Below are 14,167 nucleotides of genomic sequence, written 5' to 3'. Positions count from 1 at the left end.
TGCGAATTTTAATCTTCTTCTTTATTCTTAGCCCTATTCCACCCTCATCACTGTCGTATCCGTAATTAAAGGTTCTGAGATCTTTGTATGAAAGAATGCATCTACGATTCCTGCCAATGGTGTAATAAATTTAAATGGATAGGTTAATGTCACCTTCGCTTCTGAGCCACTAGACAATTTTGTTTTAGGGTAGGTAACAGTTAGTTGGCTTTCATCTGTATCGATACTGGTTTTAGTTGAGGTAATGACGTTTACAATATCAGCTTCTTTTCCACCTACACTAATTAGTCGTGCAACTTCCCTTCCTGTATGATCAAGTGTGAGATACACATGAAAAGCCCTGCCGAAATCAACAATGGCAAATAACAGTACGATGATTAATGGAAGAACCAGCGCAAATTCAACGAGTGATTGCCCTTTTTCGGATTTCATCAGAATCCACCCCAGATAAGTGTACAAAATGTGCCTAAGACGATAGCGATACCATAAGGGAATGAGATACTTGACTGCTTATCTTTTTCAATTATTATAGATCCAAGATTGCTGCGAAAAAAAACTAGTGTAAATATAGACGATTTCATCAAGTTAACAATTCCTCTTTGTTTAATAATCAGCAAAAGTCCAATAACTCCACCAAATAGTGCAGTATAAATAAACGCATAAAAAACAAAACCTGTCCCCATTAATGCTCCGATTGCCGCCATTAACTTTACGTCTCCAGCTCCCATACCGCCTAATATGTAGGGGATGATGAGTAACCCTAAGCCAACAAGAAAGCCCTTGCCACTAAATAGAAAACCTTCAAATCCAGTAGTAGATAAGTAAAAAAATAATCCAAACACAATAGCTGGCAATGTCACAATATTTAATATTTTCCGCGACCTAATATCTGTAAATAAACAAATAAAAAGAACAATGACTAGAATGACTTTTTCCAAGAGACTGTTACTCCCTTCTATAAGGTAAAGCCCTGCTTCTCGTGCCTGAAAAGCAGGGCTAAATGTATATTATTTTGCAGTTCCACCTAATCCAACAATAATTTCATTAAATTTTGCTTTAATTTGATCCCCTAAAGCAACCACAACAACTAACAATGCCACAGCGATAAGCCCGATAATCAACCCGTACTCCGTTAACGCTTGCCCTTTTTCTTCCACTACTAGGTTTTTCATTTTTTTCAACATTTCAATTCCTCCTATTAAAGTTAATTTTATATTACGTTCTATATTTAGAACATGTATTTAATATATAATGAACAAGCGGATTTGAAAACAGTCATTTTCATTCGTTTTAGTGAATTTTTAGGACTAATTACCCTTTTTTCTCTATCATCCTCGTTTTTTCTTAGTTTCTTGTTCTTTATATAAAACAAATTGTTTATTATAATGAATGTATTATCCATAGAGAGGTGATTTAATATGAAGGAAAGAAACATTTTGATCCCCTATCAAATAAAAAAGGCAGATTCTTTTTTCAAACGGCTTAAAGGACTCATGTTTCGAAAGGAGCCCCTTAAGGATGAAGGGTTGTGGATCATACCCTGCAACGCGGTTCATATGTTTTTTATGAAGTTCCCCATCGATGTTGTTCTCCTTAATGAACAACATAAAGTTATCGAGATGCACCACAGCTTAAAGCCGTGGAAAATGACAAAACCACAAAAAGCCGCTTATTCCACTTTAGAACTTCCAGCAGGGGCGATTGAAATGCTTGATATTCAAATAGGTAATAGGATCTTATGTCAAAACCAACAGGGGAAAGTGGGATAAACTATGTTAACGAAGCTTAAAGCGATATTAAAAGAGGAATCCGGCCAGTCACTTGTTCTATTTGCAGTCTCACTTGTAGCATTACTTGGATTTACTGCCATCGTGATTGATGTGGGTTATATGTATAATCAAAAAAGCAACCTACAGACTGCTGCTGATGCGGCAGCATTAGCAGGGGCACTTGCAGCTCCCAAGTCAACAGATACACAAGTGGAAACAATTGTAATGGGGATGGCTGATTCAAATCTAAAGCAAGCTGCAACAGTTAAAAAACCATTGGTAGATAGAGCAAAAGGAATAATAGAAGTGGAAATGACGCAAGGTGTACCAAAATTTTTTGCAAATGCCCTTACCACAAAATCCTTTTCATTAACTGTTAAGGCAAAAGCGAAATTTTCCTCTAATTGGGATGGAGAGGCATTGCCGTTTATTAATTTAGATGATATCTATCAGCCGGGTGCAAAAATTGAAGCGTGGGAAAAGACAGGACCGGGAGATTTTGAAAGTTTGTGGAAAGATGATTTTGATATTTTTTATCCTAATGTGGCAGAAAAGACTTATTTCAAGGTTAAATATAAGGATGGAATAACTGTAACAAAAGGAGTTGTTGCTAATATTAAACAAGAAGTTGCTAATGTGTATAACCAAAATAAATCAGTCTATCTATTTAGCTTATCGAACAAAGTTATCAATAATAAAAAGTATGACTCAAATTTAAAAAATAAATTTGTCATTCCCCTTAGTGACATTGTTCTACTCAAGGTAAGGATAAATGATTACAATGAACAGGCAAAAAGATTAATTTTAACAGTTGAAGATTCTTATGATATTGTCAATAATGACTTTCCAGAAGATTTTATTGGGATTGATTCAAAGATAACTTCAAAATTAATTGAGTAACCATCGAGATTAGAGGCTGAACCAAAAGGTGTTATAAATAACCTTTGGGTTAGCCTCTTTCTCCATTTAAAACGTTTATAATTTGTTCATCATTCGTTCATTTCAATCTCCATCATTTGGCATTAACCATTTAAAAAGAGAAAAGATTATCTCGGTAACTTCAAAAAAAATGAGAATCCATCAACCGGATTATTTTAAAGAACTATAAATGAGGCTGACTCCAACAACAAGTCGCCTTTTATTTTGCCAAGATGCATGAGCATGCAATTTTACCCAAAGATGTACGCAAATAATTTTATAAAAGGAGAATAATAAGGATGATATGCTGAATTGGAAGTAACAAATGAACCTTCCGCATCGAGTATCCAAAGGTATTTTTTCAGACTGAAAATAAAGTACAATTAAAGCTGTCATGGCTGTAACACTTGGTCACGTAGAAAATTGCTAACTATAAAGGAGAAAAGAGCTGATGGCCTTGCCTCCCGCCTTTAGTAAAAAGAATGGAGGAATAGCATGGATAATTTAATAACAGAACTACGCAAAATAGAGAAAATGTTTAAGGCCATGCACATTTATGCCAAAGCAATCTACCATTTAACCCGTTAAAACTACTTTTATGGGGGAATTCCTATAAAAAGATTCTTACATAACATAATAAAACCTCATTGAAACTAGTTCAATGAGATTTTGCTGTTTATAAATGATTGGATTGGTCTTTGCTTTTCGCTTTTATTGGCAGTATGGATTGTTCTACTTTTTCATATTGCTTCACGATGGATTTAACAAAGCCGAGCTTCGGAACGAGCCAATAGGAAATGATGGCGGCAATGATTCCGAAGATGGCGCCGGTAAGGACGTCGCCGGGATAGTGTACACCAACCATAACACGGGAGATAGCCACTAAAGCTGCAACGACTAACCAAATCCAGCCCTCATTTTTCCTGACTAACCAAATCGAAAAACAGATGGAGAAGAACAGAATCGAGTGGTCACTTGGAAATGAGTTATCGATTGCATGGTCAACTAACTTGTTTACATGCGGCAGCACGGCAAACGGCTGGTTATGCGAATAAAAGTTCCCTGGGGACTTTACCAAGGACTTCAGCTATTACAACAGCAACCACACTTTGGATAACCATCATTCTATTTTTGTTGATCCGGGTGAACCAATAAACTAATAATCCAGCGGCTAAAATATATAACATATATTCTGCCATGAAGATGGCGATTGGGTTTAAAGAATCATATTCTTTTCCTAAATCATTGATTGCGCGAAAGGCATCGATGTTTACTTGCGATAAAGACATGATTTACAACCTCCTGCTATTTTGAACCAAGAACTTCGGCTTTTGTTTGTTGTTTTTGATTGTATATCGGCAAGATCACAAGTACACCGATGATAAAAAGAATCGCCGATATTTCAAATGTGGTTACCAATGAAAAATTCTCTTTTAACACACCAGCAAAACTCATCGTGATCACCATTGATCCTGCGAATAGTGGGCTTAAAATCCCATTGACCCTGCCAATAAAGGCCTCTTCTGTTTTTTTCAAAATCAATGTATTGATTCCAATTTGGATACATGGCATCATCAGACCGTTAAAGAACTCGGCAATCAACGTAATCGTTATGTTTGTTGACCAGCCCATAACCGCAATGCCAATCCCATTAACCAGCATTCCAAAAACAAGCAATCGCTGCGGCGCTACATTTTTTGCAAAAATCATTGCCACGGCACCGCCAATAATCATTCCGACACCATTAACCATTAGTAGCCATTGAAGATTTTCCTTTGGCAAGCCTAGTTGTTCGGTGACAAGAAAAATCGATAACGGGTTAATGAAGCCAATTCCAAGCCCTGCAGCCATGAAACATAGACCTAATAGGCTCAATTCTTTTTTTCCAAGAACATACTTTATACCACTTTTCATTTCCTGCAATAAAGTTGATTCTCCCACTTCTTCTAATGGGCGATCCTTTGGCAGGAATCCGAGTGCAGCGGCTGAAAGTAAGAAAGCAAGACCAGTAATGGTGATGGAGATATCAATTCCAAACGATTGAAAAACGAACGTTCCAATCACCGGGCCTAAAACCATAAAAACAGCAAACACGGTTTGGTAAACCGACATCGCCTGCTGCACTTGGTCTGGCGACAAATGCATTTTAAACAATTTCATCCCAGATGGCTGGGAGAACTGTGACAGAATGGCTGAGATTAACGTCGCGAAAAAGACGACTTTCCACGTCCCGAAAACGAGTGTAATCAGCACAACAAAAATGGATACTGCACTCAAGATATCGCACCAAACCATTGTTTTTTTCGGTGCCCAGCGATCCGCAAAGGTTCCGCCGATAAAGGAAAAAATAAAGATTGGCGCAAATTCTGCTACTGAAATCATCGAAACGGCAAAGGCATCGCCATTTGTCTGATCCATTACAAATAGGAGAACGGCAAAGTTTCGTACCCATATACCAACCTGTAGGAATAATCCTGACATAATAATGGCGAGAAAGACGCGATTGTGAAATAAGCCTCTTGATGGAGCCGTTTGTGTTACGTTTTTTTCCATATAAAAACCTCCTGGTAATGTCTGAACAGGAGGCAGTACAATACTATTTCAAGGCGGAAAAATACCCCAGTATGATGGGACACTTTGATCTTATCGACTTGTATAAAAGTACAGACTAATCCTATTCAGAAAAAAAGATTGTATTTTTTTCATACGAAATAGGATTATAAGATCATCGTTCCAAGGTCACCCTTCCGTTTTTTGTAAGCTTAATTCTAAATGATTTCAGGCAGTAAATCAAGTTTTTTCATTTCAGGTAATTTTAGGTTTTTAATATCCCCACAATGATCATGTTCAAATAAACATCATATTTGTTTCACTAGATGAATAGGCGAATGGAATCTGCTTACGCTGCACCACCGATTTTTCGTCTGGCTTCCTTTGATTGAGTGCAGCATCAAAAGCTTCCTTTTTATAGGTGAAATTTCAAATTGGTTACTGCCCTGTTGGATAATAATATTTACAGGTTTGATGTCTGGTGCCTCTTATGGAGTTTCTTCTATAGCCTTAACAACAGGTTCCCCAAAATTCAACTACTTCTGACGCTCTCTCCATCCATAAATGGAGGGGGTTCCACCTTTAAATAACCTAGGCTCTTCCAAACTCCAGAATGAATCTAGAAAATGAATTTCACTTTGGTCTAAAAGGTTTCGACAGCCGAAATCGTTCTAATGCAAATAATCGAAATAGGACTATTTACATGGGCTCGGATTCCCTTACCACTCACAACTTATTGACTGTTTCGGGGTACGTCTGCACCGAGAGATTTAACCTGCCATCTCAAAGGGTTTAAATGCCAAATGTTGAAATGAACTTCCTTTCCGCTTTCATACTTTCCAATTTTGAAACACACTCATCCAAAACATTGGAAAATTGAATCCAATCCATTTTAGCCTTTTTGATGTCTACATGATTAGAATTGGTTACATATCGAGCCAAATAAGCACTGTATAAATCACGTTGGGCAACTAACCCACACTCACATTTATGCCATCTCTCTTTGAGTTGCTTCTTCTTAATCATTCCACAGTGACAGGTTTGAGATAACTTCGTGGAGGAGGTAGGAAATTCTCGGAATGACCCACCGCGAGCCTTCACTTTTCGTTTTAACATGTTCAAAAACATACTTGGTGCTTTTCTGCCCACACTTTTCCCAAACATTTTTTGAAATGCTTTGTAAGACAGTTTTTCAGTTTTTATGGAAGAAGCGAGTTGTAATATTTGGTTCGTGTCTCGTCCATGCAGCTGCTTTCTCACTTCTTTGATCTTTCGCTCCAATTCTCGGTGTTTTGATCGAGTATGTAGATATCTATTGGAGTGAACCCATTTCTTACTCCCTTTTTTCACCGTTCCATTGGCGTAATAGTTACCAGGGTTATTGACTCTCCGTTGCCTGTCCATTTTGCGGTTTATTCTTCTTTTCTCTTTATCTATCAATACCACTTCTTCACAAAACTCTTTTAATTTCGATTGCGATTCCCCAACAATTGCAATCGTAGAAGGGCCAATATCCAATCCTATATTCTCTTTTCCTAATTCATATTTTTGATATGGATTTCCTTCCAAAATTAATTGGACATAAAAGCGTTTTTTTCCTTTTACCTCTTTTTTTATCATTCTGCAATATTTAATTTTCTGTTTTAAGGCATACTGCATCCATTGATCTTTCGGATCTATTAAGCATTTCAATGTAAGGTTTTTCCCAACGAAAACATATCCATTTGAATACATAAGAAATGTTTTATTATTTTTCCCTTCTATGGATACAAATTCACCCTTACGTTTGAACCTCACTTTCTTGGCACATTTAAATGCATATTTCTGAGTGGCTTTAAATGCACGAGTAGAGATTTTTTGACATACATGGGTTCCCAAATGTTCTGCAATAAATTGAGAATCATTTTTCGTCTTTATCCCAAATGATTGGATGGAAGCATCCGTAAATCCAAACAAATCATTTAGATACTTAAAATTAGCTCTGCGTTTCTCTACATCTGCTTCAGTTACTTTTGAAAGTTGAATCGTTTCCTTGTATAAATCCGTCCCTTGAACCTTCTTAAGTCTTTTCAAACTTTCACCAAGACAGGCATTGTATAGTTGCCTTGCACAATCAGACAACACCAAAAGCTGTTTCTCTTCTTTCAAATTCGTCTTCAATCGAATCGTTGCCACAAAAGAGGGCGTTCTGTCTTTTGATGTTGCCATGGTATTACACTCCTTTTTGGTTTTCTATGTACAGTTTCACTACTTCAAATGTTGTGCCACCTACAGTGGAAACAAAATAGCTATTCGTCCTTAAGGGATGGGATTCTACTTTTTAACCACGGGAACTCACTACGTAAATAACGAGATCCTTTCATCATCCTAATGAGTTTATTAATTCCAAAACTGGGGGTCTCGTTCAACAAGGAGATGAACGTGATTAGGCATGATTTCCATTTCAATCACTTCAGAATAAGTTTCTTCTGCAACTTCAAAAACAATAGAATTAAGCCCTTCATCTCCTCCATTTATTAAGACACTTCTTCTTATTTAGGGCACAAAACCACATGATATTTGCAGGAATATACTACATTATTTTTACTTTTGTACTGAATTTGACATTTCATATATCTATTATATCAAAAATTTAATACTAATTACAATATTTTAGGGAACATTTGTTCTAAAAAAAATAAACAACCTAACCCCATACATGAAAGCTGGGGCTTGGGTTGTTTGTTTTGGTATTATTGATGTTGATTAGAGGATTTAAAACTTCAACGAGGAAATAAAAAAAGCCAGTATTAATTTACTGGACTTATGCCTACAACTTTTGCATTTGGTTTGGTATTTTTACTATTTATATATTACCTGGGGCCGGTTTATCTACCCCTTTCACATGATGCCGGTGTCCATCATCTTCACTGGTGAAAAAATCATAATAATGAACATGCATGCCATTTCCTACTGGAATAGCTGGTCCGGAATAGGCCTGATAATGATGGGTATGTCCGTTTTCGAACATTACATAGCCTTCCGTATAATGGATATGGCTCCCATCCTGAGTCTGTGTCGGCGGAAAAGTTACATCTAAACATTGATGAACGTGCCCGTGATCCACCGATGTATAATCAACCGACCCATGATTATGGTGCGGCACAAACCCGTTAACAAAATCATCTTTTCCTGCTCTAGTCATAAACCCACCCCTTCCGTAGCTTTATTACTAATCATATTTGCCTGCTTCATCCATTATGTTTAAGTTCACATAAAAAAACTGCCCCAAAAAAATAGGCAGTCATGTTAATTATCTTTTCCTGGATTATAGTAATAAGGATCACCTTTATGATCTTTTACTTCATGATTATCAATAAATAACGTTCCGTTTTCTAAATAAGTAGCCAACATTATATTATCTACTTTTTCTCCCATTTTATTAACTTCATTCATTAGCCAGTTTTGGTCTAATTGCAGATATTTTAAATTATGATACACAATTTGACTGTCCATAATCAGCGGGATAGGCAGATATTCCTTTTTTACATGTATGTTTAAATCATTCGGTTGAACTGGCCGGTATTCTGCCTTGGGGATTACACTGATTTCTCCGGATTCCTCCATTACCGCAATCGCAATGTTCTGTGAATCCGTATACCCTTTTACACGTAAATGCGACAATAATTCATATACGGGCATTCGTACCTTTTTCAGTCCTTTTCGATCAATATCACCGTTACGAATTAATACGGTAGGACTTTCATATAAGATCCATCTTAATTTATTATGTAATGATAAACGGATAAAAATTTTATATAAAATGACCATAATCACCGCATAGGCTAAAGCTTTTCCTATATGATTAACCTCTACAGGAGTACTGATAATATTAGTGAGGACAAAGATGTACAATAAATCAAACGTGTGCATTTGGGAGACTGCTTTTTTTCCTGTCACTCGTAAAAACAAATACCCCGCTATAAAAACAATGAAGGTTCGGTAGATTATCTCCATACGTATCTCTCTCCTAAGGAAAATTCCATTAACAAATCCCTAGTTGTTATTATTAGAAGAATTCACTGTGGTTAAACCAGAAGAAATTACTTTTTATATGACTCAAAACTATTCCAAAGGAAAGGATTTATTTTGAAGATACCTTTTTTTGCATATAAAAAAGACCAGCATTTTCTGCTGATCTTGTTATTATCCACCTATGTATGGTGGAGACGGCGGGACGTGCGTTTCCATGCTTTCGTCATGGCACTGACTATATCTTGAACCTGCCCTAGAACAGGCCCCCTGGCGTCTTATGCGAAACATAATTTTCACCAAATGGTGGAATTTCGCATCCTAGTACTACCATTTTAGGATGGCAGCCTATAAGTCGATACACGGCTGTTGGATTACTCCACATACCGCTCGGCATTGCCTTATCACTATAAAGTGACTTAGGTTTCACCGATAAAGCCAGATTTTCACTTATGTGTTACCACATAAGGCGACTAATACTTAATCGAACCCGCGTCCAAAGATATCGCCACTTAAGCATCTACGAGTGTAGTCGATATATTGGTTTTTCGCTGAGCCTTCTGCCTATCGACCGGCGTCCGGTCAGCTAGCCTGATTGTTCTCTTCCTTCATCCTCAGGCGGTGGAATCCGGCGTAGCCTACTAAGAGTGAGTCCGCTACCCTACCACATAGGCAATGGAGGGGCGAACAGCTATGCAGTTATTAAGCTGCGAAAGCTAGGTTGTTGTTAGTTTTGCCAGTTATGGCTTTGACGTTTTAACGAGGCCGATCCCCTCGACTCGCAACCTAAGCTCAAACTACCCCTGTCGAATCCGTAGCGTCCCCATTATAAAATGTGCTTAAATCTAGTTAAAGATTCTAGCAACAGACGTTAGGAAGCTCAACAATGTCTTGAGCAAAAGTTTGTGCCGCTAACTTAGCGACAAACTTATTATAACACATTGAGCGGATTTTTCAATTGTAATTATTTGTAAAATGCATTTTTGACTGTACCTTACATTTTCTGACGATCGCGGAAGGCTCGTTCGATTTCGCGCTTTGCTTCTTTTTGCTTCAAGGATTCACGCTTATCATAATTCTTTTTACCCTTTGCCAGACCAATTAAAACCTTGCAAAAGCCATTTTTTAAATAAAGCTTTAATGGAACAAGGGCATATCCAGCCTCTTTTGTTTCTCCCAGCAGCTTACTGATCTCCCGTTTATGGAGCAAAAGCTTACGTGTTCGTAATGGGTCATGATTAAAAATGTTGCCTTGCTCATAAGGGCTAACATGCATCCCAAACAGAATCGCCTCGCCATTCTGAATCCGCGCATAGGCATCCTTAAGATTCACTTTACCCGCGCGAATCGACTTGATTTCTGTCCCTTGTAGAACGATACCTGCTTCATATGTTTCCTCGATAAAATAATCATGGTAAGCCTTTTTGTTTTGTGCGACTACTTTCCCTACACCTTTTGGCATATTTTTCACCTCAATCTATAGTTTTTATTTTAGCAAAAAAAACGTGCCGCTACAATTGAAAGAGAGCCTTCAATAAAAGGCTCCCTCTACACAATTATTTATTTTTCCGTTTTGTGCTTTTCGATTTAGGCACATTATCGTAAAATTTGCGTTTCTTTTTCTTTTTGTTGCCCTGGCCACCGCCAGCTTCGGAATTTTGATTTCCTTCTTGGCTGGATTTACGGTTTTTATTTCGACCCTGACCACTGTCACCTTGCTGCTTATTGCGGCGCGGCTTATGTGTATCGCTGCCTGTTTTAAAAACCTTCGGTGTCTCAGAACGTTCCCGGCGGGGTGTTCCCTTCATGCCGACAATTTCAAAATCAATCGAGCGCTCGTCTTTATTGACTTTTACCACGCGAACGGTGATTTCATCACCAATTCGGAACACATTGCCGGTTCGCTCACCAATCATCGCCAGATGGCGCTCATCATAACGATAATAATCATCGGTCATATAGCTGACATGGACAAGGCCTTCAATTGTATTCGGCAGCTCAACAAACATTCCAAAGTTTGTCACAGAGCTGACAATGCCGTCATACTCGACGCCAATCTTATCCTCCATGTACTCCGCTTTCTTCAATTCATCGGTTTCGCGTTCGGCATCTACTGAACGGCGCTCCATTTTTGAAGAATGCGAAGCAATTTCAGGTAGGCGCACGTTCCATTTTTCCCGTGTTGTCTCATCAAGCTTGCCCTCGATTAGATAGGTCCTGATTAAGCGGTGGACAATCGTATCGGGATAACGGCGAATCGGCGAGGTGAAATGGGTATAGAATTCCGTTGATAGCCCGAAATGTCCAAGGCTCTCCGGATCATATTTAGCCTGCTGCATCGAGCGGAGCATCACCTTCGATACCACCATTTCCTCTGGTTTCCCTTGAACCTCTTCAATGATTTCCTGCAAGGCTTTTGGATGTACATCATTGGCGGTTCCTTTCACAATGTAACCGAAGTTGGTGATAAACTCGAAAAATCTCCTCAGCTTATCTTCCTTCGGATCCTCGTGAATACGGTAAATAAACGGAACATCCATCCAGTGGAAATGCTCAGCAACTGTCTCATTGGCGGCAAGCATGAACTCTTCAATTAATTTTTCCGCCACAGAGCGCTCACGAAGAACCACATCTGTTGGCTTGCCTTCTTCGTCCACTAATACCTTTGATTCTTTAAAATCAAAGTCAATCGCCCCGCGCTTCATCCGTTTATTGCGTAAGATTGCGGCGAGTTCTTCCATCAATTCAAACATGGGGACAATTGGTTCGTATCGCTTGCGTGTTTCTTCTTCTTTTTCAACAAGAATCAGATTCACATCATGATAGGTCATCCGCTCGGTTGTTTTGATCACACTTTGAAAAATTTCATGGGAGACGACAGCACCTTCAGATGTGATTTCCATTTCACAGGATAAAACAAGCCGATCCACCTTCGGATTTAACGAACAAATCCCGTTGGAGAGGCGGTGTGGAATCATCGGAATCACTCGGTCTACTAAATAAACACTTGTTGCCCGTTCCTCTGCCTCAAGGTCAATGGGCGTGCCTTCTTTTACATAATAGCTGACGTCAGCAATATGGACGCCTAGCTTATAGTTGCCATTATCCAGCTTTGTCACGGTTACCGCGTCATCAAGGTCTTTTGCATCTGCGCCGTCAATGGTGACGATCGTTTCGTTCCGTAAATCACGGCGATTTGCTAATTCACTTTCATCGATGGTTTCAGGTGTATCATTCGCCTGCTTTAATACTTCATCAGGGAAAGACATCGGCAATCCATGCTTATGTATGACAGAGAGAATGTCCACACCCGGGTCATTTTTATGACCAAGAATCGTGATGACTTCACCTTCGGCACTTTTTCTCCCCTCAGGGTAGGTGACAAGCTTAACGACTACCTTATGCCCTTCAACCGCTCCTTTAGAAGCCGATTTTGGGATAAAAATGTCGCTGGCAAATTTTTTATCATCGGGAATCACAAAGCCAAAACTTTTGCTTTCGACATACGTTCCGACGACTTGCTGCACACCGCGTTCAATAATGCGGATAATCGTACCTTCCCGGCGCTGGCCGGATGTTTCGGATGAAACACGGGCCAAAACAATATCGCCATGCATCGCCGTATTGGTTTCGTTAGGCGGAATAAAAATGTCATCCATCCCAGGTTCGTCAGGGGCAACAAAGGCAAAACCTTTGGCATGACCAATCAGCTTTCCACGAATTAGGTTCATTTTTTGCGGCAGACCGTAACGGTCGCTGCGGGTGCGAACCACAAGACCCTTTTCTTCCATCTGAACAAGAGCTTTAACAAACTCTTTAAAGTCGCTAGAGTCCTGAATGCCAAAGGCTACTTCCAGCTCCTGAACCGTTAAAGGTTTGTATGCCTCTTCCCTCATATATTGCAAAAGCCTATCAATGTGCTTTTGAATGTTTTCTTCCAAACTAATTCCTCCTTAGGGGTGTTCTGTGTTATTCGTGCCAATCCAGCTTTTCTAAAAAGGCATAAACATCCTCGTGAAGCTGATCCCGTTCTTTATCGAGCGTGATTACGTGCCCAGATTCTTCATACCATTTGATTTCCTTTTTGACTGACTCAATGTTTTCATAAATAATGTTGGCACTTTCCGTGTTAATCATTTTATCGTGGCGTGCCTGAACCACAAATGTTGGTGCATAAATCATATCGATATTTTCACGAACATCAGCAATTAATTCCTGCAGTGCTTTTAATGTTTTCATTGGTGTCTTTTTAAACTGATTCATTTCCATTTCGATTTGCTCGTTAGTTTTTCCTTCATATTTCTTAAATTCACGGGCATAATCAAGAATTCCCTGGTACATCACTTCTTCACTTTTTATATGCATTGGTGCGCACATCGGCACAATTGCTTTTATAGGTACAGTGTAACCCAATTTTAATGAAAAAACACCGCCGAGCGAGAGTCCGGCTACAGCGATTTCTTCGTGGCCTTTATTTTTTAAAAAATGGTATCCATTTATGACGTCCTGCCACCAGTCTTCAGGGCCAGTGTGGACAAGTTCTTCCGGTGGTACCCCATGTCCTTTGTAGTGGGGGGCATGGCAGGTGTAGCCCTTTTTTTCAAGGAAACGGCCGAGCATCCGGACATCTGCGGAATTCCCGGTAAAACCGTGGAGCAAGAGAACCGCTCGCTTGCCGCCTTCAAAGGTAAATGGCTTTGGTGTGGTGACCTTCATGTAAAAACTCCTTTTGTTTCGATTCGCTTCTATTAGTTTAAGCAAAGTGTGGATGAACATGCTAGAAAAAAGGCTTGTGGCGGGAGAATGTTCATTTAATTTCGTTGGATTCCGCTAAGTTTGGATGGGATTCCGCCAAATCGGGGTGGGATTCCGCCAACATTTGAATTATTTCCGCCAATGTTGGTCTTCTGTCAAGAAAG

The 14,167-nt window shown here is 39.1% G+C and carries 12 protein-coding genes, 1 other RNA gene and 2 pseudogenes; 2 read left to right on the top strand and 13 right to left on the bottom strand.

Annotated elements, in window-relative coordinates:
* Nucleotides 1-33 precede the first annotated feature (33 nt).
* The 3 genes from BABA_RS25010 to BABA_RS25000 all read right to left on the bottom strand — a co-directional run bounded on the left by BABA_RS25010 (nt 34) and on the right by BABA_RS25000 (nt 1,184).
* Nucleotides 34-432 carry a TadE/TadG family type IV pilus assembly protein gene (locus BABA_RS25010; RefSeq protein ID WP_007088069.1) on the bottom strand — a complete coding sequence of 133 codons (399 nt, stop codon included), beginning with the start codon at nt 430-432 and terminating at the stop codon, nt 34-36.
* Nucleotides 432-938, bottom strand: a complete 507-nt coding sequence (locus BABA_RS25005) for an A24 family peptidase (RefSeq protein ID WP_007088068.1) — start codon at nt 936-938, stop codon at nt 432-434. Before BABA_RS25005 ends, BABA_RS25010 begins: the two co-directional genes overlap by 1 nt.
* A 69-nt stretch (nt 939-1,007) precedes the next feature.
* The gene (locus BABA_RS25000; protein ID WP_007088067.1) at nt 1,008-1,184 is read right to left on the bottom strand and encodes a Flp family type IVb pilin; all 177 of its coding nucleotides are present in this window, start codon (nt 1,182-1,184) and stop codon (nt 1,008-1,010) included.
* A gap of 234 nt (nt 1,185-1,418) precedes the next feature.
* Here BABA_RS25000 and BABA_RS24995 point away from each other — a divergent pair, with 234 nt between their 5' ends.
* The gene (locus tag BABA_RS24995) at nt 1,419-1,769 is read left to right on the top strand and encodes a DUF192 domain-containing protein (RefSeq protein WP_007088066.1); all 351 of its coding nucleotides are present in this window, start codon (nt 1,419-1,421) and stop codon (nt 1,767-1,769) included.
* Between the two features lie 3 nt (nt 1,770-1,772).
* Nucleotides 1,773-2,669, top strand: coding sequence for a pilus assembly protein TadG-related protein (locus tag BABA_RS24990; protein WP_007088065.1), 897 nt, complete (start codon nt 1,773-1,775; stop codon nt 2,667-2,669).
* A gap of 694 nt (nt 2,670-3,363) precedes the next feature.
* Here BABA_RS24990 and BABA_RS24985 read toward each other — a convergent pair.
* The 10 genes and pseudogenes from BABA_RS24985 to BABA_RS24950 form a co-directional block, all read right to left on the bottom strand.
* Nucleotides 3,364-3,976: pseudogene (locus tag BABA_RS24985) on the bottom strand (undecaprenyl-diphosphatase).
* A 16-nt stretch (nt 3,977-3,992) separates the two neighbouring features.
* Nucleotides 3,993-5,240 carry an MFS transporter gene (locus tag BABA_RS24980; RefSeq protein ID WP_007088063.1) on the bottom strand — a complete coding sequence of 416 codons (1,248 nt, stop codon included), beginning with the start codon at nt 5,238-5,240 and terminating at the stop codon, nt 3,993-3,995.
* Between the two features lie 789 nt (nt 5,241-6,029).
* A complete protein-coding gene (locus BABA_RS24975) occupies nt 6,030-7,445 on the bottom strand; it encodes an RNA-guided endonuclease TnpB family protein (protein ID WP_007088062.1) in 1,416 nt (471 codons plus the stop codon).
* A gap of 4 nt (nt 7,446-7,449) precedes the next feature.
* Nucleotides 7,450-7,849, bottom strand: a pseudogene (gene tnpA, locus BABA_RS26900) (IS200/IS605 family transposase).
* Between the two features lie 233 nt (nt 7,850-8,082).
* On the bottom strand, nt 8,083-8,421 hold the full coding sequence (locus tag BABA_RS24970) for a YmaF family protein (protein ID WP_007088061.1): 339 nt from the start codon (nt 8,419-8,421) through the stop codon (nt 8,083-8,085).
* A gap of 104 nt (nt 8,422-8,525) precedes the next feature.
* On the bottom strand, nt 8,526-9,233 hold the full coding sequence (locus tag BABA_RS24965; protein ID WP_007088060.1) for a DUF421 domain-containing protein: 708 nt from the start codon (nt 9,231-9,233) through the stop codon (nt 8,526-8,528).
* 496 nt (nt 9,234-9,729) lie between these two features.
* Nucleotides 9,730-10,065: a transfer-messenger RNA gene (gene ssrA / locus BABA_RS26895) on the bottom strand.
* A 177-nt stretch (nt 10,066-10,242) separates the two neighbouring features.
* Nucleotides 10,243-10,710, bottom strand: a complete 468-nt coding sequence (gene smpB / locus BABA_RS24960) for an SsrA-binding protein SmpB (RefSeq protein ID WP_007088059.1) — start codon at nt 10,708-10,710, stop codon at nt 10,243-10,245.
* A gap of 94 nt (nt 10,711-10,804) precedes the next feature.
* Nucleotides 10,805-13,189: a ribonuclease R gene (gene rnr / locus BABA_RS24955; RefSeq protein ID WP_007088058.1), complete on the bottom strand. Its 2,385-nt coding sequence runs from the start codon at nt 13,187-13,189 to the stop codon at nt 10,805-10,807.
* 28 nt (nt 13,190-13,217) lie between these two features.
* Nucleotides 13,218-13,964, bottom strand: coding sequence for an alpha/beta hydrolase (locus tag BABA_RS24950; RefSeq protein ID WP_007088057.1), 747 nt, complete (start codon nt 13,962-13,964; stop codon nt 13,218-13,220).
* Nucleotides 13,965-14,167 lie beyond the last annotated feature (203 nt).

The sequence above is a fragment of the Neobacillus bataviensis LMG 21833 genome (assembly GCF_000307875.1).
Classification (GTDB): domain Bacteria; phylum Bacillota; class Bacilli; order Bacillales; family Cytobacillaceae; genus Neobacillus; species Neobacillus bataviensis.
The sequence above is the reverse complement of the archived record's forward strand: the minus strand, read 5'-3'. Positions and strand labels throughout refer to the sequence as shown.

What these genes read in the sequence shown, in the direction of transcription:
- BABA_RS25010 (WP_007088069.1), bottom strand. Translation starts at nt 432, where the DNA reads ATGAAATCCGAAAAAGGGCAATCACTCGTTGAATTTGCGCTGGTTCTT.
- BABA_RS25000 (WP_007088067.1), bottom strand. Translation starts at nt 1,184, where the DNA reads ATGTTGAAAAAAATGAAAAACCTAGTAGTGGAAGAAAAAGGGCAAGCG.
- BABA_RS24995 (WP_007088066.1), top strand. Translation starts at nt 1,419, where the DNA reads ATGAAGGAAAGAAACATTTTGATCCCCTATCAAATAAAAAAGGCAGAT.
- BABA_RS24990 (WP_007088065.1), top strand. Translation starts at nt 1,773, where the DNA reads ATGTTAACGAAGCTTAAAGCGATATTAAAAGAGGAATCCGGCCAGTCA.
- BABA_RS24980 (WP_007088063.1), bottom strand. Translation starts at nt 5,240, where the DNA reads ATGGAAAAAAACGTAACACAAACGGCTCCATCAAGAGGCTTATTTCAC.
- BABA_RS24975 (WP_007088062.1), bottom strand. Translation starts at nt 7,445, where the DNA reads ATGGCAACATCAAAAGACAGAACGCCCTCTTTTGTGGCAACGATTCGA.
- BABA_RS24970 (WP_007088061.1), bottom strand. Translation starts at nt 8,421, where the DNA reads ATGACTAGAGCAGGAAAAGATGATTTTGTTAACGGGTTTGTGCCGCAC.
- BABA_RS24965 (WP_007088060.1), bottom strand. Translation starts at nt 9,233, where the DNA reads ATGGAGATAATCTACCGAACCTTCATTGTTTTTATAGCGGGGTATTTG.
- smpB (WP_007088059.1), bottom strand. Translation starts at nt 10,710, where the DNA reads ATGCCAAAAGGTGTAGGGAAAGTAGTCGCACAAAACAAAAAGGCTTAC.
- BABA_RS24950 (WP_007088057.1), bottom strand. Translation starts at nt 13,964, where the DNA reads ATGAAGGTCACCACACCAAAGCCATTTACCTTTGAAGGCGGCAAGCGA.